Raw genomic sequence first — 25,739 nt, forward strand, 5'->3', positions numbered from 1 at the left:
GCTACTTATGCTTACTATGGTTTTGTCTTAAAACAATTTGGAAACCCAACGCAAAATAATTCATTTGGATATGGATGCATTTTATGCTTCTGTAGAGCAACGGGACTTCCCTGCATTGCGGGGAAAACCGCTTGCAGTTGGCGGATCTCCGGATGGGCGGGGAGTCGTGGCGACCGCAAGTTATGAAGCCAGAAAATACGGTGTTAAATCTGCTATGCCCTCCCGACAGGCGCTACAGTTATGTCCCGAACTGATCTTTACATATCCCCGCTTTGATGTATATAAAGAAGTATCACAACAGATCAGACAAATTTTTCTTCGGTATACGGATTTAATCGAGCCGCTTTCTCTGGATGAAGCTTATCTGGATGTAACGGAAGATAAACAAGGTATAGGATCCGCCATAGATATAGCCAAACAGATTAAAAAGGAGATTCAGGAAGAGTTAAACCTGACGGTATCCGCCGGTGTGTCGGTCAATAAATTTGTCGCTAAAATAGCTTCCGATATGAATAAACCGGATGGCCTGACGTTTATAGGACCTTCAAAAGTGGTAGTCTTTATGGAACGTTTGCCTATTGAAAAATTCTTTGGAGTGGGTAAAGTAACGGCCTCAAAGATGAAAAAATTGGGGATACACACAGGCGCAGATATGAAACAGTGGACGGAAGAAGCTCTGCTCAGACATTTTGGTAAAACAGGTAAGTTTTTCTACAATATTGTTCGTGGTATTGACAATCGACCGGTACAGCCCAACAGGCAAACAAAATCTATAAGTGTGGAAGATACCTTTGCTCAGGATATTGCAGATATACAGGTTCTGGAAGATATTCTGAAAGAGTTGTCTACACGTCTTGTTAAACGATTGCATGCAAAAGAGCTTACAGGTAAGACTGTTACCTTAAAAGTTAAATTTTCTGATTTTACTCAGGCGACACGTAGTATGACATTTTTAGAGGCAGTGACAGGTGAGGAGGAACTCTATCAGATCGCTGCTGAGCTCCTGAATAAAGTCTCACTGATCGAGATGAAAGTGCGCTTACTGGGAGTAGGAGTATCTAATTTTACAGGTGAAGATCCTGACCAGCAGCTAAACAGACAGCTAACGCTGTTTTAAAATGCGGTATGCACTTTCTGAAAACAGAGGTACAGAATAAAGTTAAGTTTACGATCTTGCTTATGTACCTGTATTAGTTTAATTCCGGTGATTGTGGGAAATTAGCGACATGAGCATATTTCTGACCCATACTGATCAGTGCCTGTTTCCATAAATCCTCTCCATCGGTAATAAATGTGAGATCTTTATTGAATTTATTATCTACAGCCCAGCTGTTTTCTTTAATTTCGCGATCCAGCTGAGAAGGACTCCATCCGGAATATCCGATAAAAAATTTCACTTCATCAGATGTTATTTTTTCTTCTTTCGCTAATTTAAGTACCAATTCTATATCTCCGCCCCAATATACATCATCAATAATATGCTCACCACTGAGCAGCAGATCGTATGCTTTGTGAATAAAAAATAAAGCTTCACATTCCACAGGACCTCCAAGATAAATCGGAAAGTCAGCTTCCCGTTCTACGTCCTGGAATACATCAGATAACATAAGTTGAGTGCGTTGATTTAATATGAAACCAACTGTCCCGTTGCTCTCATTATGATCCGCTAATAAGATGACAGATCGTTTAAAATTCTGATCAAGCATAAAGGGTTCGGAAACCAATAGACTACCTTTCTGCGGTTGTAGTTCATTAAACATAGCTTTATCTCCTTTCTTTGTGATAAATATAGTAATTAAGAGAAATATATGTCTTGAAAAAATCAATAAATACATTAAGGAGATAAAAAAGGAGCACTTTTTTAGTAAGTTTGCACATAGACAACTATTCCTATCATGTCAATAATACATAAAGATATAGCAGCGATACGGGTGGATTATACGCTGAATGAATTGTCAGAAGATCAGGTTAATGCAGATCCTCTTGCACAATTTGAAAAATGGTTTAATGAAGCGCTACATGCTGAAGTAATGGAGCCGAATGCCATGTCATTAGCGACTGTTTCTGCAGAAGGTTTTCCTTCTTCCAGAATTGTATTGCTGAAAGATCTGAAGGATAATGGATTTAGTTTTTTTACTAATTATCAGAGCCGTAAGGGAAATGAAGTAGTAGAAAATTGTCATGTTGCACTTTTATTCTTTTGGCCTGAGCTCCAAAGGCAGGTCAGAATTGAAGGTTTAATAGAAAAACTTCCTTCATCAGATTCGGACGAATATTTTGCATCCAGACCGAAAGGCAGTCAAATTGGAGCCGTTGCTTCTCCGCAGAGTAAAACGATTCCCAACAGAGCTTATCTGGAAAGTAAGGTGGATGAGTTGAACAGTCAGTATGCTGACCAGGATACTGTGGACAGACCACAACACTGGGGTGGATATCTGGTACGCCCTGTAGCTGTTGAATTCTGGCAGGGAAGAAGCAGCAGACTGCATGACCGATTGTTGTATAGTAAAGTTTCCGATTCCTGGAAAATTACACGTTTAGCTCCTTAAAAATGACCTTTGAAGATATTAAAGCATTGCTGATACGCCAGTTTGACGGAGCAGTAATTGTAAAAGAACAGGCTACAGGTCTGCAACCAGCCTTATATATTATGCCCGAAAATCTGGTTGAAGTATGTCAGTTTCTTCGGGATTGTTCAGATACGTATTTTGATTTTCTATCTAATATTACAGCAGTAGATGATTTTCCTGCGGATACCTTTACTGTCGTTTATCATTTAGCCTCTATTCCGCATCAACTTCAGCTGACTCTGAAGACAGAATTGACGGCAAGCCGGGATCTGGAAATTCTGCCTTCTCTGCCTTCGGTATCTGCAGTTTGGAAAACAGCTGAATGGCATGAGCGTGAAGCGTTCGATCTGATGGGAATATTTTTTACAGATCATCCAGATCTCCGAAGAATTTTGCTTCCTGATGACTGGGAAGGATTTCCATTACGCAAAGATTACCAGGATCCCGAGCAGTATCATGGTATTAATATCAATTAACTCTCTCTTTTGATTCAATGACAAACGACGTATACAATCAGGCATTTACAAATTATCAAAACAGGATAGCAGCTATCGGTTCTCAGGAGATGGTAATCAATATGGGACCTCAACACCCTTCCACCCACGGTGTGTTGCGACTCGAACTGATCACTGACGGAGAAATTGTTAAAGATATTATCCCTCATCTGGGTTATTTGCATCGTTGTTTTGACAAGCATGCTGAATCTATCAATTATACCAAAACTATACCTTTTACAGATCGTCTGGATTATCTGGCTTCTATGAATAACAGCCATGCATATGTAATGGGGGTAGAACGTATGCTGGGACTGGATACTAGAATTCCTAAGCGTGTAGAGTATATACGTGTGTTGGTTTGCGAGTTAAACCGTATTGCCTCACATCTTATAGCAATAGGTACCTATGGTATTGATATAGGTGCATTTACACCGTTTATGTGGTGTTTTCGGGATCGCGAACATATTATGAATATGCTGGAGTGGGCTTCAGGTTCACGCATGTTGTATAATTATATCTGGATCGGAGGGCTCTTTTATGATCTTCCTGTGGGATTCGAAGAGCGTTGCACTGAATTCGTAGACTATTTCAAGCCTAAATTGACCGAGCTGGATGAGTTATTAACTCAAAATCAGATCTTTATTTCAAGAACTGCTAATATCGGGGCTCTTCCGGCTGATGTAGCCATTAATTATGGGTGTTCCGGACCAATGTTGCGGGCTTCAGGTATAAAGTGGGATTTGAGGAGAGCTGACGGATATTCTGTATATCCTGAATTAGAATTTGATATTCCCGTCGGGAAGGGAGAAATGGGACAATTAGGAGATTGCTGGGATCGGTATAAGGTGAGAGTGGATGAGATAAAAGAATCGGTACATATTGTTGAACAGTGTCTGGAACGTCTTCAAAAAGATTTTCCGCGTACAACAGATTTTGATCCCCGTGCATTAGTTCCCAAGAAAGTGAATATAAAAGCACAGGATTATTATGTAAGGGCCGAAAATCCCAAAGGTGAATTAGGGTTCTATTTTGTGGCGCAGGATAAATCTGATATTCCCAAACGTGTTAAATCAAGAGGACCCAGTTTTAATAATTTGTCCGTATTACCTGAATTAGGGAAGGGAGTATTGATTGCGGATTTGATTGCGATCTTAGGGTCAATTGATATTGTGCTTGGAGAAGTCGATAGATAATTGAAACATGCAAAAAAATGCAAAAATATTTTGTGTTTAGTGTTTCAACACTTATATTTGTAGTCTCATAATTTAAGTTTATAATTGGTTAATAGAAAGTTCGCAACCGCTCGGTTTGCGGACTTTTTTATTTTATACAAACCAAATAGCAGACATTGTCTTGTTATAGATCACATGTCTAAAATCAGCGATAGGATTTCAAGAGCTTCACCTGATAGCAATAGTTTCCTTTGAAAGAGTTAATACACAGTGGTAAAATCAAATTATAAGCACAAAAAAAATGAGATATCTGTTTCCAGATACCTCATCTCCGTTTGTTTGTTAATATTAAATATTAAAAGTGGAATTGTACGCCGATTGTAGGTGCTAAAGAATTTGCATCCAAACCGAATGTATTTGTTTTCACCTTTGTATCTGTCGCAATGTTTTCGACCTGACCATGATTATAGTACAAACCTCTTACTTTAAATTCGATTCCGATTTTAGAAGTAGGGAAGTATGCAAAACCTGGTGCTACTTCAACTCCGTAATTTGTAGTTTTGTTTGTTTTTACATCATCTACTTTTTGATTACCCCATGCCATTGGAACTGTTAACTGTCCGAAGAACTTAACTGGTCCTTCACCCAGGTAATAACGTCCGTATGGAGCAACTTTGAAAGCATCATTTACATTTTCAGTTGTTGTTTCTGATTTGTTGTATTCATAACCAACTCCTGTACCTATTGCGAAGTTGTCACTTACGAAATAACCTACTTGTGGCATAATAGAAAAGCTGCTGCTTTTGATATCTGTATCTTGAATTTTTGAAGTAGAGAAGCCAACCTGACCTCCAACAATGAATTTACCTTTTTCTGTTTGTGCGTTAGCTGCAAATGTTAAAGCTGTAATGGCAGTTAATGTTAAGAATAATTTTTTCATGTTTACAAATTTTTAATTGTATTTTACTTATTAATAAACGATCTATTTATGTTTACTTTCTGACCGTTTCATACTAATAGTCAATGTTTGTGCCATTCCCAACGTGCCAGTTTTTAAAAAATTGCTTTATATAGTTGTTTTTGTCTTATTTGTCTGGTAGTCAGTCTTATATTTTTTATTAATAAATTTTTAATGATTTCTTAATGGGAGAAGTTCAGTGTTTCAAAAGTATGACATTTTGACCATTTTGATAGAAATGTCAGTTTTATGGAAATCTTGTCAGTGAATTGAGGAATGTTTAAACAAGCTGCAGGTGCTCAAGTATAAAGGTTCTGCGTTCATCAAGCGATACTTTGGGAACATCAATCAAGTGATATCCATATTTCTCATAGGTCTGTTTCATATAATAATAGGTCTGCTCGGCTTCGTCCCAGGATTGTTTTCTTTCATCATCCTGTTCAAAGATATCTTTCCAGGGTGGTAAAATAAATACTTTAGGATTATAGCGGTAATGTTTGGCAACATTCTCCATTTGAATGGGGATTTTTTCACCAAGCATTTCTAAATAGCACAATGTGTCCGGTATTCCTCGATCAAACAGTGTAATTTGATTATGATGCTGACTGTTGAAGTGGAGGAAATCGCGTACAGAGTAATCAAACATCAATTTTGCATATGCCTGGTATTCAGCCCATGGAAGCGCCAGTCCTTTGCATTGAATCTGCTCTTTAATAATCTGGCGGGCTACTTCAGCTACGATTTGTACATCGTTTTTAAGCGTTTCTATTAAGGTAGTCTTTCCAACGCCCGGACCACCTGTAATGATGTAAAAATTATTTCTTTCAAAGGTATTCATATAAGTTTTGCTTCTTTAATAAAAGGGAGTGTGCTCTTTGATAATTTGCTCAGTGTAAACTGTATCCGGATTAGTGTTAAAAATGTTTGATTCGTATTTTATGGGAGATATACAGTTGCCAAATGGGAAGGGAATTATCTGGCTATTTATCGGTTTTAATCCGTATAACAAATTGTATTTCAAAAATAATAAAAAACAGAAAATGAAGAACATAGCTATTATCATGATTATGTCAGATATAGGATGATTAAACAATCGATTGCATAAATTGTGTGCTTGTCAGTTTAAAGAGTTTTCGTTAATATTGTGATAGAGCCAATATAAACGCAAGTACTATGAGAAAACGAAGTTTCCTGAAAGTGTGCTTAATGCTGGGATTGTTATCTGTCAGCCAGTTACACGCACAAGATAAAACTCCTTCCTGGGCACAAAAAGCCAATGATGACAAAGAAAACCGAATGAAATGGTGGACACATGATCGCTTCGGATTGTTTATTCACTGGGGATTGTATGCTGTGCCGGCCCGTCATGAATGGATTCAGCAGATGGAACAAATCAGTACGGAGAAGTATAAGGATAAATATTTCAATCTGTTTGATCCGGATCTTTATAATCCAAAGGAATGGGCTGCCTATGCTAAGAAAGCCGGGATGAAGTATGTAGTTATAACAGCAAAACACCACGAAGGATTCAGTTTATGGGATACAAAGGTAAGTGATTACAAAGCTCCCAATACACCCGCTAAACAGGATTTGCTAAAACCATTTGTTGAGGCTTGTCGTGCCGAAGGATTGAAGATAGGGTTTTATTATTCTGTCATAGACTGGCATCATCCTGATTTTACAATTGATGGCACACACGCTTTACGCAACAATCAGGAAGCTAGAAAAAGTAACGCTAACCGCAATATGGATAACTACCGCAAGTTTCTGAAAGATCAGGTGCGTGAGTTACTTACAGACTACGGTAAAATTGATATGCTGTTTTGGGATTTCTCTTATCCCGGAAAAGACGGTAAGGGACATAACGACTGGGATAGTGAAGGACTTGTTAAGCTGGCCAGAGAACTTCAGCCACAAATCATTATGAACGACAGGCTTGATCTGATGGATAAAGACTGGGGATGGGATTATAAGACACCGGAGCAGTTTATGCCTAATAAATGGCCAGAGCATAATGGAAAGAAAGTGGCCTGGGAGACATGCCAGACATTTTCAGGGTCATGGGGGTATCACAGAGACGAGAATACCTGGAAAAGCACAAATCAGCTTATTGCCATGCTGATCGAAGTGGTGAGCAAAGGTGGAAATCTGCTTTTGAATGTAGGACCTACAGCACGAGGGTACTTTGATGACAGAGCGACAAACCGACTGGAAGAAATGGGGAAATGGATGAAATACAACAGCAAATCTATCTACGGCTGTACAGCGGCTCCTGAAGGATTCCAGAAGCCGGATAATACTTTTCTGACCTATAATCCTGATACTAAGCGAATGTATATTCATTTGTTGCAGTGGCCTTTTAAAACGTTATATCTTCCGGGATTCAAGGATAAAGTTAAATATGCTCAGTTCCTGCACGATAATTCGGAGATTAAATATACTTCACGAAGTAGTGCCGCAGCCGGAGAACACATGGCTATAACTGCAGGAGAGGGGGACCTTATTATGGATCTTCCGGTTGTGAAGCCTAATGTAGAAATACCTGTAATCGAACTTATATTGAATGACTGATAATTTCGGGGCGAAAGCCCCGTTTTTATTTTGCGCATTTTGAATGATAAAAGGAAACTTATAATTTTATACGCATTACTAATTTTAAATATATGATAAAAAAGACCGCCATCGCCCTATTACTCAGTCTGCCTGTACTGGCCTCTGCTCAAAGTAATACGTATTCGATCATTGGAAAGATCGAAAAACCAAAAGAAAAATCACAGATATATCTTTCTATCCGCAATGCAAAAATGCAGGTACTGGATTCAGTAGATGTCAAAGACGGAGCATTCCAGTTTCAGGGTACGGTAGACGGACCTACTGCAGTGTATCTGATATACGATCATGAACACGAAGGACGTAAAAAAAATGGAGCTCCCTCTGATGCGCTTTCTATTTATGTTGATAAGGGACAGACAACAATCAATATCACCGATTCCATCAAAAATGCAGTTGTTAAGGGAACTGCTATTCAGGACCAATACAGTCAATATGCGCAGTTGCTCAAAACGGTTAACAGTGAAATGAACCGTGTAAGTACAACGTTTAGAAATTCCACTGAAGAACAGCAGAAAGATACGGCTTACTCAAATGCCCTGCGTGATGAATATATGAAATATGCGAATGAAAAAAGCGCATTACAGGAGGATTATGCAAAGAATAATCCGGCATCATATTTTAGTTTGCAGGCTATTCAGGATATATCTTATCAGGATTTTGACGTAGTAAAATTAGAAGGACTTTATAATAAACTCACTGCTGAAATAAAAAACACAGCTGCCGGCCAGTCATTCGCTCAACAGATCGCTGCAGCTAAAGCAACTGCTATTGGTTCGTCTGCTCCGGATTTCACACAGAATGATGTGAATGATAAACCTGTAAAACTCTCTGATTTTAAAGGTAAGTATGTGTTATTGGATTTTTGGGCTTCCTGGTGCGGGCCGTGCCGTGCTGAAAATCCGAATGTAGTAGCAGCTTTTCAGAAATATAAAGATAAAAACTTTACCGTGCTCGGAGTTTCCCTGGATCAACCGGGTAAAAAAGAAAACTGGTTACAAGCAATTGAAAAGGATCAGTTGACATGGACACAGGTCAGCGATTTACAATTTTGGAATAATGCAGCTGCTAAATTGTATGGTATACGGTCTATTCCTCAAAATTACCTGATAGGTCCGGATGGAAAGATTCTGGCAAGTAATCTTAGAGGTGAAGAGTTGCATAAGAAATTAGAAGAATTATTAAAATAGATGTCTTCAGAATTTCTATACATAAAAGAGGGAATCTTATTCAGATTCCCTCTTTTATTTTAACTATGCCGGCTACTTCAGAGAAGAGGCGGGCAGCGGTACAAATTCTGTTTCTCCGGGTACTTTTGGAAATTTCTGATCTTTCCAGTCGTGTTTCGCCTGTTCGATCAGCTCTCTGTCCGAACTCACAAAATTCCAGTGAATATACCTTTGTTCAGGAAAGGCTTCTCCGCCAAAAATGTATACCGTTGTATTTTCTCCTATCTCAAATTCGCATAACTTAGAATCTTTTGCAATCAAGATGTGTTTAGGTGAATAGGTATTTCCTTCACTTTTGATTTCACCTTCCAGAATATAAAGTCCGCTTTCCCCAAAAAGATCATTTCCTATACTAAGTTTTGCTGCTTTTGTACTTTTTATTTCAATAAAATATAAGGGACTATGCACCGGCACAGGAGATTTTTTTCCGAAAGCCTCACCGGCGATCAGTTTTATCTGTACACCATCTTGTTCCCATGCCGGGATCTCCGTTGCTTCTACATGTGTAAATGTAGGTTCAGATTCTTCCAGTTCTTTTGGAAGTGCTACCCAAATCTGTAAGCCATGCAGATGCTTGTCCGTATGGCGAAGATATTCTGGTGTACGTTCAGAATGTACTACACCTTTTCCTGCTGTCATCCAGTTAACAGCTCCTGGTTGTATCTCTACAGCAGACCCTATACTGTCTCTGTGAAAAATAGACCCTTCAAACAGGTAGGTTAAAGTCGATAAACCGATATGCGGATGAGGAGGTACATCCAGATTTTGGTAATCTTTCAATGCCGCCGGCCCCATATGATCGATGAATACGAAAGGTCCGACCGCCCGCTTCTGTGTAAAAGGGAGCAGTCTTCCCACCATAAAATTGCCGATGTCAGCGGCTCTCTCTTCAATTATTAATCCAATGTTTGACATAGTTAAAATTAATCTAATGATTTGCTCTGGTCTATTACTATTCTTTTCCATTCGGGATGTCGCTTAATATAAGCTACAACCAGCGGACATAAGGGGTTTAGTTTTTTTCCACTTTGCTCTATTGCATCCAGCGTCTTTTCTATTACTGCAGTAGAAGCTCCGTTTCCCTGCAGAGCAGGTTCCACTTCAGTATGCAAAAGTGTGATCATAACTGGATTTTCACGATAGGTGATAAAAGCCTTGCTGCCATCAATTGTTATTTCGTACTGATGATCCGTTTCATTTTTCACCAAAGGGATTGTTAAAAATTCTTCTTTCATAATATCTCGTTTTGATTTTAATAAAAATGGGGGACAATGCGGAATATTTAATCTTCCAGATATCCGAATTTGCCTTTGTTATAATCATCAAAAGCTTCCATTATTTCTTCACGTGTATTCATAACAAATGGTCCATGTGCAAATATTGGCTCATCGATAGGCTGACCACTCAATACCAATACAATTGCATCCTCAGTAGCTTCAACATCAAATTCTTCCCCATTGTTTTCGAAGAGTACAAAATTATCGGTGTCTACTGCTGTGTTATTTACAGTAACAGCTCCTTCAATAACCAATACCGCTGTATTATAATGTGAAGGGAATGAAAAATGCGCTTTTCCACCTTTCGTAAGGTGAGCATTCATCAGATTAACCGGCGTAAATGTCGTCGCCGGCCCGTTATGACCTTCGTATGTTCCCGCTATCACCTCTACATAACTCTTTTCATTGTTCAGAGGGACGCGTGTCATGTCTGCATTTGTTATTGCCTGATACTTCGGACTGGATTTTTTGTCAGTCGAAGGTAGATTGACCCACAGTTGTACCATTTGAAATTCTCCGCCACTTTTACTGAACGATTCTTCATGGTATTCTTTGTGCAATATACCAGACGCAGCTGTCATCCACTGTACATCTCCCGCATCAATAACACCACCACCACCGCTGCTGTCGTGATGCGCGACACGACCTTTATAAGCTATAGTCACGGTTTCAAATCCTTTGTGCGGATGTACACCCACGCCTTTTAGTTTGTCAGAAGGCGGAAATATATAAGGGGCGTTGTAATCCAAAAGAAGAAAAGGACTCATGCGTTGCATGCTTAGTGGGGCAATACCCGGAATGAAGTTGTGCACCCGAAAGCCGTCTCCTACAAAGTGTGCTCCCTGAGGGGCTATCACAGTTTCTATTGTTCTTGTACTCATATCATTAAATATTAAAGTAGTATAGTACAAAAGTACCCCTGTCAAAGCGGTCTGGCATTGATGTAAGATAAGAAATAATCAGTAAATTTCAGTTATGTCTGAATACCTGAAGATAATATTATAGTTTTTCCAGTTCTAACAGCGCTAAGTATGGGTCTCCTTCCAATCCGAGCAATCTTGCAAAGGCAGGTTCTGTTTTAATGCCCTGCTTTTTCAATTCAATAATTTTTTCTCGGAATTGATCATCGTGTGTCTCCAATAAGTGGTACTCAATGATCAGATGCCTGTAAGCATACTGTCTGGTGGTGGGGACGTTTTGACCAAAAATTTCAAACTCAAAGCCACCCAGTTTAAAATTACAAATCACAGAAGGCTCATTATAAATTACTTTCTCCCGCATGTTGAAGTCTTCTTCTTCTGCAAACTCTTTGAAAAGCAACTCCTGAAAACTGTGAAAATCCTGTACCTCACAAATAATATCCAGATCGCTTGAGTCAATGTTGATTGCTAGGGGATAAGTTCCTGCCAGGATTGGATGATATACAGCCAACAGGTCAAATATCCCATGTTTTTGCAGCAGTTGATATATTTGCTGCTGTACAACATTCCCTTTTTGGAGATAATGTATCGTAGTAAAGTTCAAAAGCAGTCCGGCTATTTAACAGGGTAGAACATATGATAATAATTTCCTCCGATAAAAGGTCTTTGCTTGCCCAACTGAAATCCTATTCGTTCATACAGGCGTTGTGCATTAGGATTGGACAGATCAACCAGTAAACCTACTTTATCAAAGTGCTGTTGTTTCGCGTAGTCTATAATGTATCTGATCAATGCACTTCCTACACCTTTTCCTTGCTGATCCGGAGCTACAGCGACTGTATCCAGATAGAGTTCACCACCTTCTGTTTCTTTTTCAAAGTTAATTTGTTGCTTGTAGTGTTGAGTTACTGCAGTAATTACCGGGGCACGAAGTTCGTCCAGTCTGTCTCCATCATAGGCTGTTACAGATCCCGCTATTTTACCATTTTCATCTATAGCGACAAAAGTATTGGTATAACTATATTGATTGTTGGTATCCTGAAAGAATCCGGTAAGAAATTCAATGGCCTGTTGCTGATCGCGGTTTCCGATAAATTTGTAAATAATATCTTCCATTGCTAAAAGCATTAAAACCGGAACGGCTAGATCTGAAGGTTGAGCGGGTCTGATATACATATGTATTAAATTTTTTGTAACTGACTATATTTTCAAGTATACGAAATTTTTCAGGATTGGCCCGGATAGTGACCAGTGCAATAAAGGAACTATTGGTTGGAAAAATACTAAAAGGAGTTTTATCGGGATCAGGAAATTCCAAACGGAGCAGAATACCTGACTAACCCATACACTTGCTCCAAAGCTGCTTCCTGTAATTCGAGGGCCATGAAATTTTCAGAAGGAACATCAAACGGAGGCTTTATGTTCCAGTTAATCGCAGGCGCAAAACCAAAACGCATATAATATGCAGGATTTCCAAGTACAATAACAGAGCGGAAACCCATTTCCCTGGCTATGGACAGTCCTTCATCGATTAGCCGTTGTCCGATTTTCATATTCTGAAATTCAGGCAATACCGCAACAGGAGCTAGTGCCAGACTTTCGGTAGCATTTTCTTTATTTTCAATAGTAATTTTTGTAAACATCACATGACCAATTACCTCTGCATTGTAAACAGCTACCCGAGATAGTTTAGGCACATAAGCATCACTTAATCGCAATGCATCCACCAGTTTTGCTTCATCTTCCTGTTTAAAGGCCGTAACATTCACATGAAATACTTCAGCCATATCCGGCTCTTCTTCCTTTCTAATAATAAGATCCTTAATACCTATTATATGTCTGTCTTCCATTTATTTTCGTATTCTGTAAGCGGTCAGGAGTAAATATAGTATATATTCCTGAACAGTCTGTATCCGTATTACAGTCAACGCTATAAAAAAACAGAGCTGTTCCGTTTCCGGAAAGCTCTGTCAAAATACAAGATTGGGAAAAAATTACCAGCCTCCTCCGAGGGCTTTATAAATGTTCAATTGAATAAGTATATTTTCTTTTCGGCTTTCAATTTTATCTATGCTGGCTTCAAGTGCTGATTTTTGAGCACTTAATATATCCAGATAAGTTGCACGACCCGCTATAAACAGGTCATTTGATACCTGTGCTGCTTCATTCAGGACGTCAACCTGTTTGCTAAGCATATCTTGTCTTTCACGTGCATAGTCCTGAACTTCCAGCTGGCTGTAAAGTTCCTGCCAGGCTTTAAGAACAGTCTTTTCGTACTGATAGAATTGGATACCATAGTTAGCTTTATACTGGTCATACGTTGCATGGAGAGCTGTACGATTCAGGATAGGGCCCGATAATCCTCCGATAAGACTGTAAGCCAGTGAGGAAGATGACAGCAACTTTTCAATACGGAAGGAGTTGACACCCAACTGAGGAGCGAGTACCAGTGACGGATAGAGATTAGCTTTAGCGGCATCAGTTTCCAATCCTGCAGCAATAAGCTGTAAGCCAGCCTGTCTGATATCCGGTCGCGAAGCCAGTAACTGATCGGCATGCTCTGGTCTGATATTGGAAAATACAGGACTATTATGAGCGGTCAACGGTGTACGGATAATGTCACCATTAAAACGTCCGATAAGGTAATTGATCTCATTTTCGATCTCCCGGATTTGTTGAAGACCTTTTTTCTCTCTGGCTTTCGCCTGTAGTAATGCTGCCTGAAACTGGCTGACACTAAGTGAATTCGCTGTTCCGGCCTTTTTCATGACTTCCATAATCTCCAGACTTTTGGACTGAAGTTTTATATTTTCCTGAATAGCAATCTGCTCAGCATCCAGAGCTACCAGATCATAATATCGCGTAGCGATGGAAGTGACTAATTCAGACTGAACCAGCTTCCTGCCTTCATAGCTTGCCAAATACTCATGTAGAGCTGCATTTTTCAGATTACGTAATTTACCCCAGATATCCAGTTCCCAAACCGAACGTATACCTATAAAATAATCCGGAACAGGATTGGGAATTACTTTCTTTCCGGAAATATTATCGGAAAGATTCTGATCAAATATCCCTGTTCCATCTATTGTGTAGTCTCCAAACCGGCTTAAACTTCCTTCGATAGCGGCATCTACCTGAGGGAGTTGCTCCCCCTTACGTAAATGTAATTTTGACTTGCTGAATTCGATACGTTCCAAAGCCTCACCAAGGTCTGGACTACGTACAAGAGCAGTATCAATAAGCTGTCTCAGGTTTTCATCTTTGAAAAAAGTATTCCAATGTAAATTATGAATAAATGCACTGTCTATCGCTGCGGTATCCGTAACTGGTATTTTGGATGGAATATAACTGTCTCTTACATCAGAACGAACCTTACATGCTGAAAACAGGACTAATATCAGAACTATTCCGGCAACAGGTTCGACTATTTTTCTACCTGTCTTTTTCTTGTCTTTTTTACCATCCGCATTAAATAATACATACAATCCAGGAATGATCAGAACTCCGAATATAGTACCGATAAGCATTCCGCCCAGTGCGGCCAGTCCGATAGAGCGATTACCTAATGCACCTGCACCTGACGCCATCGCCAACGGTACCAGACCTGCTGCAAAAGCAAAGGAAGTCATCAAGATAGGACGAAGACGCATAACAGCGGCTTCAATAGCAGCTTCTATAACGGAAAGTCCTTGCTTGTGTTTGATTACCGCATATTCAATAATCAGAATAGCATTTTTACCCAACAATCCGATAAGCATGACTAAGGCTACTTGTGCGTAAATATTGTTATCCAGTCCAAATACTTTAAGGAAAAGAAACGCACCGAATATTCCGGCAGGCAGTGAGAATAACACAGGTAATGGTAACAGGAAACTTTCGTATTGTGCACACAGAAGTAGGTATACAAACAGAAGACAGATACCAAAGATATAAACGGCCTGATTACCGGAAGCTTTCTGCTCTTTGGTCATACCTGACCATTCAAATGTATAACCCGCAGGCAGTTTTTCCTTAGCTACACGTTCTATTGCACTAATCACTTGCCCGGAGCTGTACCCATCTGCAGGATCTCCGTTGAGCATGGCTGAAGCAAACATATTGTACCGTGTAATTTGTTCAGGACCATACACTCTTTCCATACGCATAAATGCAGAGAAAGGAACCATTTCACCTTTATCATTTTTAACAAACAGTTTGAGAACATCTTCCGGCTTCTGACGATACATCGCATCAGCCTGTACCATTACTTTATACATCTGTCCGTAACGAATAAAGTTGGTCGCATAGAAACTTCCCATCAAAGTCTGAAGTGTGTTCATGGAGTTCTCCACCGATATACCCTTTTTTGCGGCCAGATCATAATCTATATGAAGCATGTATTGAGGGAAATTCGTTTCGAAAGATGTAAATACATTACCTACTTCCGGTGTATTCTTCAGATCCTCCATGAATGTTTCGAGGATTTTTGAAAAGGCTGTCAGATCATCTTTACCGGAACGATCCAGTACACGAAGCTCAAAACCGGATGAGTTTCCGAATCCCGGAACTGTAGGAGGAGGGAAGAACTCAATTTGCGCATCCTTGATGTGCTTCGTTTTTGTTTTAAGCTCTTCTATTATCTGCCATACGTTTTGTTCCCGATCGGACCAGCTGGTCAGGTTGATCATCCCCATTCCGTAGGATGAGCCTGATACTTCATTCACGAGACTGTAACCAGATAATGTAGAAACCGTTTCTACTGGTTTCAACTCTCTGCTAACCCGGTCAATTTCATTCATCACAGCTTCTGTACGATCTACAGTTGCTCCCGGAGGAGTCGTGACATTGACATAGATCATACCCTGATCTTCTGTCGGGATAAATCCTCCCGGAAGAATACTGCTCATTCCCCAGGTAGCGACAAATGATATGATAAGTAGTCCGGTGGTGATGACCCGTCTGCTGGCTATAGTGCGGACGATGACGGCATATTTTCCGGAAGTATTGTTGTACCATTTATTAAACCCATTGAAAAAACGGTTTAAAAGGTTGTTTTTCTTTTCTTTTCCGTGAGGGGATTTGAGCATAAGGGCACAGAGTGCAGGAGTCAGCGTCAGGGCATTGATTCCTGAAATCACGATAGCAGATGCCAGTGTTAATGAAAACTGACGGTAGAATATACCGACCGGCCCGGAAAGAAATGCTACCGGTATAAATACAGCAGACATCACCAGTGTAATCGCAATAATCGCCGAACCTACTTCTTTCATTGCTGCAAAGGTAGCTTCACGTGGAGTCAGAGATTCATCATCTTCCATCTTGGCATATACTGCTTCTACTACTACTATCGCATTATCGACTACAATACCAATGGCAAGTACGAGTGCAAACAGGGTAAGGAGATTGATCGAAAAGCCCAGCATCTGCATAAAGAACAAGGCACCAATAAGACAAACCGGAACTGCCAGAGCAGGAATAAGAGTAGACCTGAAGTCCTGAAGGAAAATAAATACAACCAGGAAAACAAGTAAAAATGCTTCTATTAAGGTTGTAATAACACTACTGATAGACGCATCCAGGAATCTGGAAACATCATACCCCATTGTGTACGTCATGCCGGGAGGAAAACTGCTTTCCTTTAGTTCGGCCATCCGTTTCTTTACATTATTGATCACATCCTGGGCATTAGATCCGGGAAGCTGTTTCATCATGATAGATGCTGAAGGGCGTCCGTCTGTTTTAGAAACCATTTCGTAATCCAGAGATCCGAATTCCAATGTAGCAATGTCTTTGATACGAAGGACAGATCCATCCGCATTAGCCCTGATCGGAATATTTTCGTATTCAGATGCCTCCGTAAATTTTCCGGTATAGCGCAATACATATTGCTGCATATTGACTACTTTATCGGATCCGATACCTGTTTGTCCCGGAGCAGCTTCTATATTTTGGGAGCGTAAGGAATTGATGACTTCATCTGTACTGATATTATAAGCCGCCAGCCGGTCGGGTTTGAGCCAGATACGCATCGCATAATCGCGCATACCCATAATCTGTGCAAAACCTACACCTTCAATACGCTTCAGCTCTTTTAAAATGTTGATATCCGTGAAGTTATAGATAAATCTTTCGTCTGCATTTTTATCCTCACTGAAGATATTGAGGTACATCAGCATACTGTTGACTTCTTTCTCTGTAGTTACCCCTGCTTTAATAACTTCTTCCGGTAACTCATCTAATACCGTAGTCACACGGTTTTGCACGTTTACTGCGGCAATATCAGGATCTGTACCTACTTTAAAAAAGATCTGAATCAATGTATTTCCATTGTTGGTACTGACAGTAGACATAGACGTCATACCTGCCACACCGTTAATGGCTTTTTCCAGAGGAATAGCTACAGCATTGGTACTTACTTCTGCATTGGCTCCGGTATAATTGGCTGTAACCACAACAGAAGGTGGTACAATATCCGGAAACTGGGTGACGGGTAAGGTAAACAGGGATAATAATCCCAGTAAGGTAATAAATACCGATATGACCAGTGATAATATGGGTCGTTTAATGAATATATCAAACATCTGTACAGCTATTATTGAGGGTTATGCGCTAATTTGCTTTGTTCTTCGGAGATAAGTTGTGGCTGAATGACACTTCCGTCTTTCAGACCTTGTGTACCTTCATATACAACCTGTTGATCCTGATCTAATCCGGAATTGACCACATAATAATGTCCGATGCGTGGACCGGGAATAAAAGAGGTCATTTTGATGATATTGTCCTTGCCAACAGTGTAGACAAAAGTTCGGTCCTGAATTTCAAATACAGCCTTTTGATGAACGGCTATTATATTATCCATCCGGATAGGAAAGTTGATATTTCCTGATGCACCATGACGAAGCGTCTTATTCGGATTCGAAAATTTTGCACGTAGTGAAATTGTTCCGGTTTCATTATTGAATTCTGTTTCAGCTAGTTCTGCTACTCCTGATAAAGGATAGATTTCGCCATTCGCTAATGTTAACTGAACAGGAGTTTTGAATGTATTACTGCTGCTGGTGTCTGCTGCCATAGATAAAAATTGTTGTTCAGTAATGTCGAAATAGGCATATACCTGTTTATTGTCTGAGATAGTGGTCAGCAGAGATCCTTCTGTAAGTAAAGAACCTTCTCTGAGTAATATGCGGTCTATGTTTCCATCAAAAGGTGCGCGAATTGAACATTGACTTAGTTTTGTTTTGGCAAATTGCACTAAAGATTTTGCTTCATCTATCTTGGATTCAGCTGCCTGAAGTTTCGCTTTTGCCAGATCCATTTCAGTTTTGGAAATAATATTTTTTTGCAATAAGATTCGTGTCTGATCGGCTTCAAGACTTGCTTTTTTAGCATCAGCAATAGCATTATTGAGCATGGCATTAGCCTTTGCTAATTCCGTGCGAAATTCTTCTGCGTTGAGGGTGAATAATATTTGACCTTTGCGGACAAAATCACCTTCATCCACATATATTTTTTCCAGAAAACCATTAAGGCGGGAGCGTAACTCTACATTTTTGACAGCTTGTATATCTGTTACATAATCTTGTGTAATAGTGGTATCCAGACGGATGACAGTTGTCGTTGGGATAACAGAGATTTCATCTTTTGATGATTCAGATGACTGGGATTCCTGGCAGGAATAAAGCACAATTGCCAGAGATGAAAAAATAAGGGAACGGATGAAATTTGGTTTCATATCTTAAAAAAATGTTTAAATGAAGCAGTATAGCTGAAAACACATGAAGGAGCAGGTGTCTGCAATACGGTACCTCGGTAAATATGTTTAGATAAAAAGGATACAGATTCGAATCAAAGGCTGTTGCCGGAACTAAAAGAAAAATCTAAATCCGAAACAAAGTTTGATTATAAATTAGGAAAGAAGTGGGAAACGAGATTGGTCTAGAATGGTTTCAATCTAAAAAGATATTGATAATAACCCAATTGAAGGGGAATTATTTTATTAATACGTTTTGATATTGGGGCACGGAGCGTATCCGTTTTCAAAACTCTCGGCAGATAGAAGACGATCAGAAGAATGGGGAGAATCGCATTTGCGTGATTCGCTGTTCTGTATTCATCGTATTGGAAATCAGAAGTTTCCTGTTCGTTGTTTGCCGGTAGGTCCAGAAGGTCATCCAGAATAATATTGACCAATGTAACACCTGAGTGGATATCATTGTCAACTTTGTCCAAAACACAAGTTTCATGATATGCAATTGCATTCATGTAAAAGAAGAGCATCAGCAAACCTAATAACTGTTTAGACATCTTTACAAATATATCAAAAGGAGGGTCAATTCGCATAATTGCCCCCTTTTTGTTACAAAATTATGTCATACTTTCATTATCTGAGGTTTAAGTCTTAATAAAGTTGTCTTTTTCAGTTTTTGTTTTTGAAATCAGATTCAATGCTGCGGTCTTTAGCAGCATACAGCCCAAAGATCAGCATCAGTAAGACTGTTACGATCAAAAAATAGAAAGAAGCATTCCATATACGGGTGATATCATAAAGTTTACCAAATACCGGAGGTCCGAATGCGGCAATAAGATAACCAACGGACTGTGACATGCCGGAAATTTGTATGGCCGTATGAGCGTGTTCTGTTCGCAGAGAAAAAAACAGCATGGACAAGCTAAAAGATAGTCCGTTCGCTAATCCGAAGAGTACGACTGCCGGGTAGATAAATTTTAAACGGAAAACGATGATCAGTATAAGTCCCGCTAACATGGAAAAGCTCAGAATCCAGATTAATAAGCTTTGCTGCTTCATCTTGCTTGCTATAACCGGACCCAGAAATGTCACCGGAAGCATAGCTAACTGAAAGTAGAATAGCACCCAGCCGGCAGTATTGGTGTCCATTCCATAATCCATCAGAACAGCAGGCAACCAGGCTGCTATCGAATAGTACATCAGCGATTGTAATCCCATGAATATGCTGATATTCCATGCCTGTCTGGATTTAAAAATAGCAATTTTATGATTTTCAGAAGATGTCGCCACGGTTGGTTTTCCGGAAGCATTGACATTGAAAAGCTGTGGCAACCAGATCATAAGCGTGAGCGCCGCCGGAATAATCCATATTCCCAAAGAGCCTTGCCATCCGGATTGCGTCCAGCGACCGATACTAATACTCAGACCGGCAGCGAGAGCTGCAGAAAGATTCATGGCTACGGAGTATATACCAGTCATTACACCAACCTTCTCCGGAAAATTTTTCTTGATAAAAGCCGGCATTAATACATTGGAGACACATATACCTATACCTACAAGAGCTGAGCCGGTAAATAACCAAAGATTATTTCCTGATATTCTTGCCCACAGCCCGACGATCAATACGAGTAGACTGATGAGAATAAGTTTTTCCATCTTATATTTTATCGCAAATTGACCTATTGCGCTGGATAGTCCGGCAAATACAGCCAGAGGAACTGCTGTTAATAATCCGGCTTCAATATTTGACAAGTGAAGAACGTTAATGATTTCATTCATGACAGGACCTACTGCTGAGAGAGGAGAACGTAGATTGGTTGCCACAAATATGACTCCTAAGAAAGACAAAATCCGCAGGTAAGGATTTCTGATTTCAAAGCGTATCCGCGATCTTTTTTTTGAGGATGTGATTAATTCTGATTGCATAATACAAATGTAAAATGGTTATTTTAATTAAATTTGCCAATAATTACATCTATAACGACATAAGTGGATATTTCATTAAGCAATGAATTACTGGATTCGATAGGTAAAGAATCCTATGTATGGTTTGATAACAACTGGGTACATGCGCACGCTGTGCATGGCCATCGTGTGGCTCAGTTTGTATACGTGGAGAAAGGATTTCAATATCTGGAAGCAGGAGGAAAGATCCATCTGTTACCTCAGAATCATGCTGCATGGATTCCACCAAACATGTTGCACAAGACTTCTACAGACGCTTCTCATGTACAATTGCGGACCATTTTTTACCGGATGGATGATATCCCGGAATTTTATAATGAGTTACGTATATTTCAGGTTCCACCAGTATTGAAGGAAATGATTCGTTATGCAGAAAAATGGAATAAGATTTCGGATTATTGTGTAGAGGAAGACACATTTTTGAAAGCGATATTATTGGAAATGCCCAATTTTTGGAAGCATTCGTTATCCCTGCATATTCCGGCTCCAAAGGATAGTCGACTCATCAGCGTCTGCGCATATATTCATGGTCATCTTGCCGGTAACTGGACTGTAGCAGAAGTAGCAGAGCGGCACTACCTTTCTCTACGTTCTCTGCAGCGCATATTCAAGTCCGAAACCGGAATTACCCTCGCCAAATATATTCAGATGGTACGTGTAATCAAAAGCGTAGAACTATTGGGTACAGGAAGATATACCGTATCTCAGGTCGCCAATAGGGTGGGCTACAAAAGTGTTCAGGCTTTCAGTGACAGTTTTTGTATAATTATTAAAGAGAGACCACATACTTTTTTGATTTAAAATTGAAATTGCGGAGTTGCTTTTTTTGTACTTTTGATCTCAGTATATTAAATAATACATATATGAAAAGTTATCTGTTTTTATTGCTTGCTATTGCTTTTGAGATTGTTGCAACCACTTTTCTAAAAAAATCAGAACAATTCACCCAGCTGAAACCTTCCATTATAACAGTACTTGGATATCTGGCTGCCTTTTACTTTTTAAGTATGACCCTCCGTAGCATTCCTGTCGGAATTGCCTATGCCATATGGTCCGGTGTAGGTATTGTACTGATTATTATAGTAGGAATAGTTCTTTTCAAGCAGACTCCTGATCTTCCGGCTGTCATCGGATTAACGTTGATTATAGCAGGCGTGATAGTGATCAATGTATTTTCCAAAATGTCAGCACATTAAGTATTATGGAATTAAAGGAGATTGTGAATGAGATCTATCCACTTCCCGAAAGTGCTATGCTTCTGCTTCAGGAAGTTGTGACGGAAATTTTTCATCCTAAAGGGTATACGCTGATGGAGGCTGAGAAAGTAGAAGATACACTTTATTTTATAAGGAAAGGAATAGCCCGGGCTTATGCTTATCTGGAGAATACAGAAATGACATTTTGGTTTGGAGTAGAAGGCAGTGCTCTGATCTCTATGCGGAGTTATATTGAACACAAAAGCGGATATGAGTATATCGAACTTCTGGAAGATTGTATTTTATACCAGTTTAAAACCAGTGATTTACAGCGATTATATGAAAATAACATTCATATAGCAAACTGGGGACGAAAATTTGCAGAGCAGGAACTGATAAAGACAGAAACGCGAATGATAAACCGTGAATTTAAAACAGCTGCCGAACGCTATCAGGATCTGATAGATTATTATCCTCATCTGTTGCAACGTGTGCAGCTTGGATATATCGCTTCATTTCTTGGTATCACACAGGTTAGCCTGAGCCGGATAAGAGCAGATAAACGTTGATTTTTGAAAAAGGGACGGCACCGTGTCGTAACCGACCCTTTTATACTATAGATATATCAAACAAATCACCCTAAATGTTATGTATACATCATCTGTTTAATGAGAAGATACCGCTTTAAGTCCTATAATTGACCCTACTAAAGTAGTAATAAACAAAAGTCTCATAAATGTAGCCGGTTCTTTAAATACCAGAATACCTACTAAAACAGTTCCTACAGCACCGATACCAGTCCATACAGCATAAGCCGTCCCTAGCGGAAGTGTCTGAGTCGCACGGATCAACAAATACATACTGATCAGTAAACACGCAAAAAAGCCGCCATACCAAAGGTATGTTTCATTACCTGATGTTTCTTTTGCCTTTCCCAGACAGAAAGTAAATCCAACTTCAAAAAGTCCCCCGAGAATTAAAATAACCCAATTCATAATATTTTTATTTTATCTATGGCACAAAGGTCTGCTTTAAGAGGGACTAAAAATTTTACAAATGTTAAAAAATGAAATCAGTGTATATTTTGTTCCTACTTTGATGTATATAATAAAGAATACCTGTCCGCAACTGTTTTCAGATAAGATTTACAGTCCTCATTTACCGGATTTATCGATGCTTGCCAAAATATTTCGATTTTGACGATTTTATTGTCATAAGTGAATGTTAGGTCGCTGTTTTATTCTTAATTTCTTATCTTTAGGCAAATTTTTGAGGAAGTTGATAATCCAATAACCTCTTAAAGTATTAAATCAGAAAATTAACATATTTCTAATAGATAACCATGTCGAATACATCAAAAATTATCTACACCAAAACAGACGAAGCTCCTTTACTTGCTACGTATTCCTTTTTACCAATTGTTCAGGCTTTCGCTTCCTCCGCAAATATTGATGTGGAATTGAGAGATATCTCCCTGGCAGGACGTATTCTTGCTAACTTTCCGGAGTATTTAAAAGAAGACCAGAAGATTGCAGATGCATTAGCTGAATTGGGCGCGTTAGCAACTACTCCTGAAGCTAATATTATCAAATTGCCGAATATTTCTGCTTCTATTCCTCAGTTGAAGGGAGCTATTGCAGAATTACAAAAAGCGGGTTATGCAATTCCAAACTATCCGGATGATGCAAACAATGACGAAGAAAAATCTATCAAAGCTAAATATGCCAAAGTATTAGGATCTGCAGTAAATCCGGTATTAAGAGAGGGCAACTCGGATCGCCGTGCACCAAAAGCAGTAAAAAACTATGCAAAAGCTAATCCGCATAGCATGGGAGCGTGGTCTAAAGATTCAAAGACAAAGGTTGCTTCTATGAGTGAAGGTGATTTTTACGGGTCAGAGCAATCTGTAACTGTTGAGAATGCTACTCAATTCAAAATCGAATTTGCAGATGCTAATGGTCAGGTCACAGAATTGAAAGGATTGTCTCCGCTTAAAGCAGGAGAGGTAATCGATTCATCTGTACTGAGTGTGAATGCACTGAAAAAGTTCGTAGCTGCTACTATTGAAGAAGCTAAGGATGCAGGTGTATTACTGTCAGCTCACCTGAAAGCGACGATGATGAAAGTATCTGATCCTATCATTTTCGGTGCTATTGTAGAAGTATATTTTAAAGACGTATTTGCAAAGTATGCTGATTTATTTCAGGAACTTGGTATTAATAAAAATAATGGTCTTGGCGAAGTATATGCCAAAATCTCCGGAAATGCAAAAGAGGCTGAAGTAAAAGCTGCTATTGATGCTGCTATTGCTAACGGTCCGGCATTGGCTATGGTTAACTCGGATAAAGGTATCACGAATCTTCATGTTCCTTCAGATGTTATCGTTGATGCTTCTATGCCAGCTATGATCCGTACTTCAGGTCAGATGTGGAATGCCGAAGGTAAACAACAGGATACTATTGCAATTATTCCGGATCGTTCGTATGCAGGAGTCTACGAAGCGACTATTGAAGATTGTAAAGCAAATGGTGCCTTAGATCCTAAAACAATGGGTTCGGTGCCGAATGTTGGATTAATGGCTCAGAAAGCGGAAGAATACGGATCTCATGATAAAACATTTCAGGCTGCAGCTGCAGGTACTATCCGTGTCACAGATGCAGATGGTAAAGTGCTTATGGAGCAAAAGGTAGAAGAAGGAGATATTTTCCGTATGTGTCAGACAAAAGATGCACCTATTCAGGACTGGGTTAAACTAGCCGTAAACCGTGCACGTCTTTCTGAAACTCCTGCTATCTTCTGGTTAGATAAAAACAGAGCGCACGACATAGAAATCATTAAGAAAGTGGAAAAATATCTTCCTGATTTTGACACTAAAGGACTGGATATTCAGATTTTAAGCCCTGTAGAAGCGACTAAACTTTCACTGGAGCGTATCCGTAAAGGGTTAGATACTATTTCTGTTACAGGAAACGTATTACGTGATTATCTGACAGATTTATTCCCAATTCTGGAAGTAGGTACATCTGCGAAAATGCTTTCTATTGTTCCTCTAATGAATGGTGGTGGTTTGTTTGAAACAGGTGCTGGAGGTTCCGCTCCTAAGCACGTTGAACAGTTTCAGGAAGAAGGATACCTGCGTTGGGATTCATTGGGTGAATTCTTAGCCTTAGGCGCTTCTTTAGAACACTTATCACAAACACAGGATAATGCAAAAGCATTGATCCTCGCTGAAACACTGGATGAAGCAACTGAAAAATTCCTGGCGAATGATAAATCCCCTGCACGCAGAGTGGGACAGATTGACAACCGTGGTTCTCATTTTTACCTGACCCTGTATTGGGCACAGGCTTTGGCAGCGCAGACAAAGGATGCAGAATTGGCTGCTAAATTTGCTCCATTAGCTCAGCAGTTAACAGAGAATGAATCAAAAATCAATGAAGAATTGATCGGAGCACAGGGTAAACCTCAGGATATCGGAGGTTACTACTTCCCGAACGATGAGCTGGCTTCAAAAGCTATGCGTCCTTCAGCGACATTAAACAGTGCAATTGCATCTTTGTAATCCTATACTGTTATAACGAAAAAGACCATTCAAAAAATGAATGGTCTTTTTTATGAA

24 protein-coding genes are annotated in these 25,739 nt (G+C 39.5%); 10 read left to right on the top strand and 14 right to left on the bottom strand.

Features of this window, described 5'->3' with window-relative positions:
• Positions 1 to 70 precede the first annotated feature (70 nt).
• Positions 71 to 1,117 (top strand): DNA polymerase IV, encoded by a 1,047-nt coding sequence (gene dinB / locus B4B65_RS10955; RefSeq protein WP_409590283.1) that lies wholly within the window; start codon positions 71 to 73, stop codon positions 1,115 to 1,117.
• A gap of 73 nt (positions 1,118 to 1,190) precedes the next feature.
• On the opposite strand, the gene B4B65_RS10960 is transcribed toward dinB, so the two are convergent.
• On the bottom strand, positions 1,191 to 1,760 hold the full coding sequence (locus B4B65_RS10960) for a YqgE/AlgH family protein (RefSeq protein WP_293915663.1): 570 nt from the start codon (positions 1,758 to 1,760) through the stop codon (positions 1,191 to 1,193).
• A 135-nt stretch (positions 1,761 to 1,895) separates the two neighbouring features.
• Between B4B65_RS10960 and pdxH the strand changes: the two genes are divergently transcribed.
• From pdxH to B4B65_RS10975, 3 genes are read left to right on the top strand one after another with little or no spacing between them, the layout of a single operon-like run.
• Complete coding sequence (pdxH, locus tag B4B65_RS10965) at positions 1,896 to 2,549, top strand: pyridoxamine 5'-phosphate oxidase (RefSeq protein ID WP_293915664.1); 654 nt, start codon at positions 1,896 to 1,898, stop codon at positions 2,547 to 2,549.
• A 2-nt stretch (positions 2,550 to 2,551) separates the two neighbouring features.
• Positions 2,552 to 3,046, top strand: coding sequence for an NADH-quinone oxidoreductase subunit C (locus B4B65_RS10970; RefSeq protein WP_293915665.1), 495 nt, complete (start codon positions 2,552 to 2,554; stop codon positions 3,044 to 3,046).
• Between the two features lie 17 nt (positions 3,047 to 3,063).
• The gene (locus B4B65_RS10975) at positions 3,064 to 4,260 is read left to right on the top strand and encodes an NADH-quinone oxidoreductase subunit D (RefSeq protein ID WP_293915666.1); all 1,197 of its coding nucleotides are present in this window, start codon (positions 3,064 to 3,066) and stop codon (positions 4,258 to 4,260) included.
• 334 nt (positions 4,261 to 4,594) lie between these two features.
• Here the strand turns inward: B4B65_RS10975 and B4B65_RS10980 are convergent, their stop codons facing one another.
• Together B4B65_RS10980 and B4B65_RS10985 are read right to left on the bottom strand one after the other, a co-directional pair.
• Positions 4,595 to 5,179, bottom strand: a complete 585-nt coding sequence (locus B4B65_RS10980) for an outer membrane beta-barrel protein (RefSeq protein WP_293915667.1) — start codon at positions 5,177 to 5,179, stop codon at positions 4,595 to 4,597.
• Between the two features lie 298 nt (positions 5,180 to 5,477).
• Complete coding sequence (locus tag B4B65_RS10985) at positions 5,478 to 6,035, bottom strand: AAA family ATPase (protein WP_293915668.1); 558 nt, start codon at positions 6,033 to 6,035, stop codon at positions 5,478 to 5,480.
• Between the two features lie 335 nt (positions 6,036 to 6,370).
• Between B4B65_RS10985 and B4B65_RS10990 the strand changes: the two genes are divergently transcribed.
• Positions 6,371 to 7,768, top strand: a complete 1,398-nt coding sequence (locus B4B65_RS10990; RefSeq protein WP_293915669.1) for an alpha-L-fucosidase — start codon at positions 6,371 to 6,373, stop codon at positions 7,766 to 7,768.
• A 92-nt stretch (positions 7,769 to 7,860) separates the two neighbouring features.
• Positions 7,861 to 8,997, top strand: a complete 1,137-nt coding sequence (locus B4B65_RS10995; protein WP_293915670.1) for a TlpA disulfide reductase family protein — start codon at positions 7,861 to 7,863, stop codon at positions 8,995 to 8,997.
• Positions 8,998 to 9,069: 72 nt separating this feature from the next.
• Here the strand turns inward: B4B65_RS10995 and B4B65_RS11000 are convergent, their stop codons facing one another.
• The 10 genes from B4B65_RS11000 to B4B65_RS11045 form a co-directional block, all read right to left on the bottom strand.
• A complete protein-coding gene (locus tag B4B65_RS11000; RefSeq protein WP_201679088.1) occupies positions 9,070 to 9,951 on the bottom strand; it encodes a pirin family protein in 882 nt (293 codons plus the stop codon).
• Between the two features lie 8 nt (positions 9,952 to 9,959).
• On the bottom strand, positions 9,960 to 10,271 hold the full coding sequence (locus tag B4B65_RS11005; RefSeq protein WP_201679089.1) for a GNAT family N-acetyltransferase: 312 nt from the start codon (positions 10,269 to 10,271) through the stop codon (positions 9,960 to 9,962).
• A 47-nt stretch (positions 10,272 to 10,318) separates the two neighbouring features.
• Positions 10,319 to 11,194, bottom strand: a complete 876-nt coding sequence (locus B4B65_RS11010; protein WP_201679090.1) for a pirin family protein — start codon at positions 11,192 to 11,194, stop codon at positions 10,319 to 10,321.
• Positions 11,195 to 11,312: 118 nt separating this feature from the next.
• Positions 11,313 to 11,837, bottom strand: a complete 525-nt coding sequence (locus B4B65_RS11015) for a DUF4269 domain-containing protein (RefSeq protein ID WP_293915671.1) — start codon at positions 11,835 to 11,837, stop codon at positions 11,313 to 11,315.
• 11 nt (positions 11,838 to 11,848) lie between these two features.
• Entirely contained in the window at positions 11,849 to 12,409 is a 561-nt protein-coding gene (locus B4B65_RS11020) for a GNAT family N-acetyltransferase (protein WP_201679092.1), read from the bottom strand.
• 128 nt (positions 12,410 to 12,537) lie between these two features.
• Positions 12,538 to 13,083, bottom strand: a complete 546-nt coding sequence (locus tag B4B65_RS11025; RefSeq protein ID WP_293915672.1) for a GNAT family N-acetyltransferase — start codon at positions 13,081 to 13,083, stop codon at positions 12,538 to 12,540.
• A 144-nt stretch (positions 13,084 to 13,227) separates the two neighbouring features.
• Positions 13,228 to 17,793: an efflux RND transporter permease subunit gene (locus tag B4B65_RS11030; RefSeq protein WP_293915673.1), complete on the bottom strand. Its 4,566-nt coding sequence runs from the start codon at positions 17,791 to 17,793 to the stop codon at positions 13,228 to 13,230.
• Between the two features lie 11 nt (positions 17,794 to 17,804).
• A complete protein-coding gene (locus B4B65_RS11035) occupies positions 17,805 to 18,944 on the bottom strand; it encodes an efflux RND transporter periplasmic adaptor subunit (RefSeq protein WP_293915674.1) in 1,140 nt (379 codons plus the stop codon).
• Between the two features lie 203 nt (positions 18,945 to 19,147).
• On the bottom strand, positions 19,148 to 19,516 hold the full coding sequence (locus B4B65_RS11040; protein WP_293915675.1) for a hypothetical protein: 369 nt from the start codon (positions 19,514 to 19,516) through the stop codon (positions 19,148 to 19,150).
• 112 nt (positions 19,517 to 19,628) lie between these two features.
• The gene (locus B4B65_RS11045) at positions 19,629 to 20,885 is read right to left on the bottom strand and encodes a CynX/NimT family MFS transporter (protein ID WP_293915676.1); all 1,257 of its coding nucleotides are present in this window, start codon (positions 20,883 to 20,885) and stop codon (positions 19,629 to 19,631) included.
• Between the two features lie 63 nt (positions 20,886 to 20,948).
• Between B4B65_RS11045 and B4B65_RS11050 the strand changes: the two genes are divergently transcribed.
• The 3 genes from B4B65_RS11050 to B4B65_RS11060 all read left to right on the top strand — a co-directional run bounded on the left by B4B65_RS11050 (position 20,949) and on the right by B4B65_RS11060 (position 22,689).
• A complete protein-coding gene (locus B4B65_RS11050) occupies positions 20,949 to 21,725 on the top strand; it encodes an AraC family transcriptional regulator (protein WP_293915677.1) in 777 nt (258 codons plus the stop codon).
• A gap of 62 nt (positions 21,726 to 21,787) precedes the next feature.
• On the top strand, positions 21,788 to 22,120 hold the full coding sequence (locus B4B65_RS11055; protein ID WP_293915678.1) for a DMT family transporter: 333 nt from the start codon (positions 21,788 to 21,790) through the stop codon (positions 22,118 to 22,120).
• Between the two features lie 5 nt (positions 22,121 to 22,125).
• Positions 22,126 to 22,689, top strand: coding sequence for a Crp/Fnr family transcriptional regulator (locus B4B65_RS11060; protein ID WP_293915679.1), 564 nt, complete (start codon positions 22,126 to 22,128; stop codon positions 22,687 to 22,689).
• Positions 22,690 to 22,785: 96 nt separating this feature from the next.
• Here B4B65_RS11060 and B4B65_RS11065 read toward each other — a convergent pair whose 3' ends face one another.
• On the bottom strand, positions 22,786 to 23,115 hold the full coding sequence (locus B4B65_RS11065) for a DMT family transporter (protein WP_201679100.1): 330 nt from the start codon (positions 23,113 to 23,115) through the stop codon (positions 22,786 to 22,788).
• 347 nt (positions 23,116 to 23,462) lie between these two features.
• On the opposite strand from B4B65_RS11065, the gene B4B65_RS11070 reads away from it, so the two are divergent.
• On the top strand, positions 23,463 to 25,682 hold the full coding sequence (locus B4B65_RS11070; RefSeq protein WP_293915680.1) for an NADP-dependent isocitrate dehydrogenase: 2,220 nt from the start codon (positions 23,463 to 23,465) through the stop codon (positions 25,680 to 25,682).
• The last annotated feature ends 57 nt before the right edge of the window (positions 25,683 to 25,739 follow it).

It is taken from the genome of Sphingobacterium sp. UBA5789, assembly GCF_002418355.1.
Lineage (GTDB): Bacteria > Bacteroidota > Bacteroidia > Sphingobacteriales > Sphingobacteriaceae > Sphingobacterium.

Bases quoted from the DNA above. Each gene is read 5' to 3' on its own strand.
- B4B65_RS11010 (WP_201679090.1), bottom strand. From the start codon at position 11,194: ATGAGTACAAGAACAATAGAAACTGTGATAGCCCCTCAGGGAGCACAC.
- B4B65_RS10970 (WP_293915665.1), top strand. From the start codon at position 2,552: ATGACCTTTGAAGATATTAAAGCATTGCTGATACGCCAGTTTGACGGA.
- B4B65_RS10985 (WP_293915668.1), bottom strand. From the start codon at position 6,035: ATGAATACCTTTGAAAGAAATAATTTTTACATCATTACAGGTGGTCCG.
- B4B65_RS11065 (WP_201679100.1), bottom strand. From the start codon at position 23,115: ATGAATTGGGTTATTTTAATTCTCGGGGGACTTTTTGAAGTTGGATTT.
- B4B65_RS10995 (WP_293915670.1), top strand. From the start codon at position 7,861: ATGATAAAAAAGACCGCCATCGCCCTATTACTCAGTCTGCCTGTACTG.
- B4B65_RS11045 (WP_293915676.1), bottom strand. From the start codon at position 20,885: ATGCAATCAGAATTAATCACATCCTCAAAAAAAAGATCGCGGATACGC.
- B4B65_RS10975 (WP_293915666.1), top strand. From the start codon at position 3,064: ATGACAAACGACGTATACAATCAGGCATTTACAAATTATCAAAACAGG.
- B4B65_RS11020 (WP_201679092.1), bottom strand. From the start codon at position 12,409: ATGTATATCAGACCCGCTCAACCTTCAGATCTAGCCGTTCCGGTTTTA.
- B4B65_RS10980 (WP_293915667.1), bottom strand. From the start codon at position 5,179: ATGAAAAAATTATTCTTAACATTAACTGCCATTACAGCTTTAACATTT.
- B4B65_RS11030 (WP_293915673.1), bottom strand. From the start codon at position 17,793: ATGTTTGATATATTCATTAAACGACCCATATTATCACTGGTCATATCG.
- B4B65_RS11070 (WP_293915680.1), top strand. From the start codon at position 23,463: ATGTCGAATACATCAAAAATTATCTACACCAAAACAGACGAAGCTCCT.
- B4B65_RS11040 (WP_293915675.1), bottom strand. From the start codon at position 19,516: ATGTCTAAACAGTTATTAGGTTTGCTGATGCTCTTCTTTTACATGAAT.
- dinB (WP_409590283.1), top strand. From the start codon at position 71: ATGGATGCATTTTATGCTTCTGTAGAGCAACGGGACTTCCCTGCATTG.
- B4B65_RS11000 (WP_201679088.1), bottom strand. From the start codon at position 9,951: ATGTCAAACATTGGATTAATAATTGAAGAGAGAGCCGCTGACATCGGC.
- B4B65_RS10990 (WP_293915669.1), top strand. From the start codon at position 6,371: ATGAGAAAACGAAGTTTCCTGAAAGTGTGCTTAATGCTGGGATTGTTA.
- B4B65_RS11060 (WP_293915679.1), top strand. From the start codon at position 22,126: ATGGAATTAAAGGAGATTGTGAATGAGATCTATCCACTTCCCGAAAGT.
- B4B65_RS10960 (WP_293915663.1), bottom strand. From the start codon at position 1,760: ATGTTTAATGAACTACAACCGCAGAAAGGTAGTCTATTGGTTTCCGAA.
- pdxH (WP_293915664.1), top strand. From the start codon at position 1,896: ATGTCAATAATACATAAAGATATAGCAGCGATACGGGTGGATTATACG.
- B4B65_RS11025 (WP_293915672.1), bottom strand. From the start codon at position 13,083: ATGGAAGACAGACATATAATAGGTATTAAGGATCTTATTATTAGAAAG.
- B4B65_RS11035 (WP_293915674.1), bottom strand. From the start codon at position 18,944: ATGAAACCAAATTTCATCCGTTCCCTTATTTTTTCATCTCTGGCAATT.
- B4B65_RS11005 (WP_201679089.1), bottom strand. From the start codon at position 10,271: ATGAAAGAAGAATTTTTAACAATCCCTTTGGTGAAAAATGAAACGGAT.
- B4B65_RS11055 (WP_293915678.1), top strand. From the start codon at position 21,788: ATGAAAAGTTATCTGTTTTTATTGCTTGCTATTGCTTTTGAGATTGTT.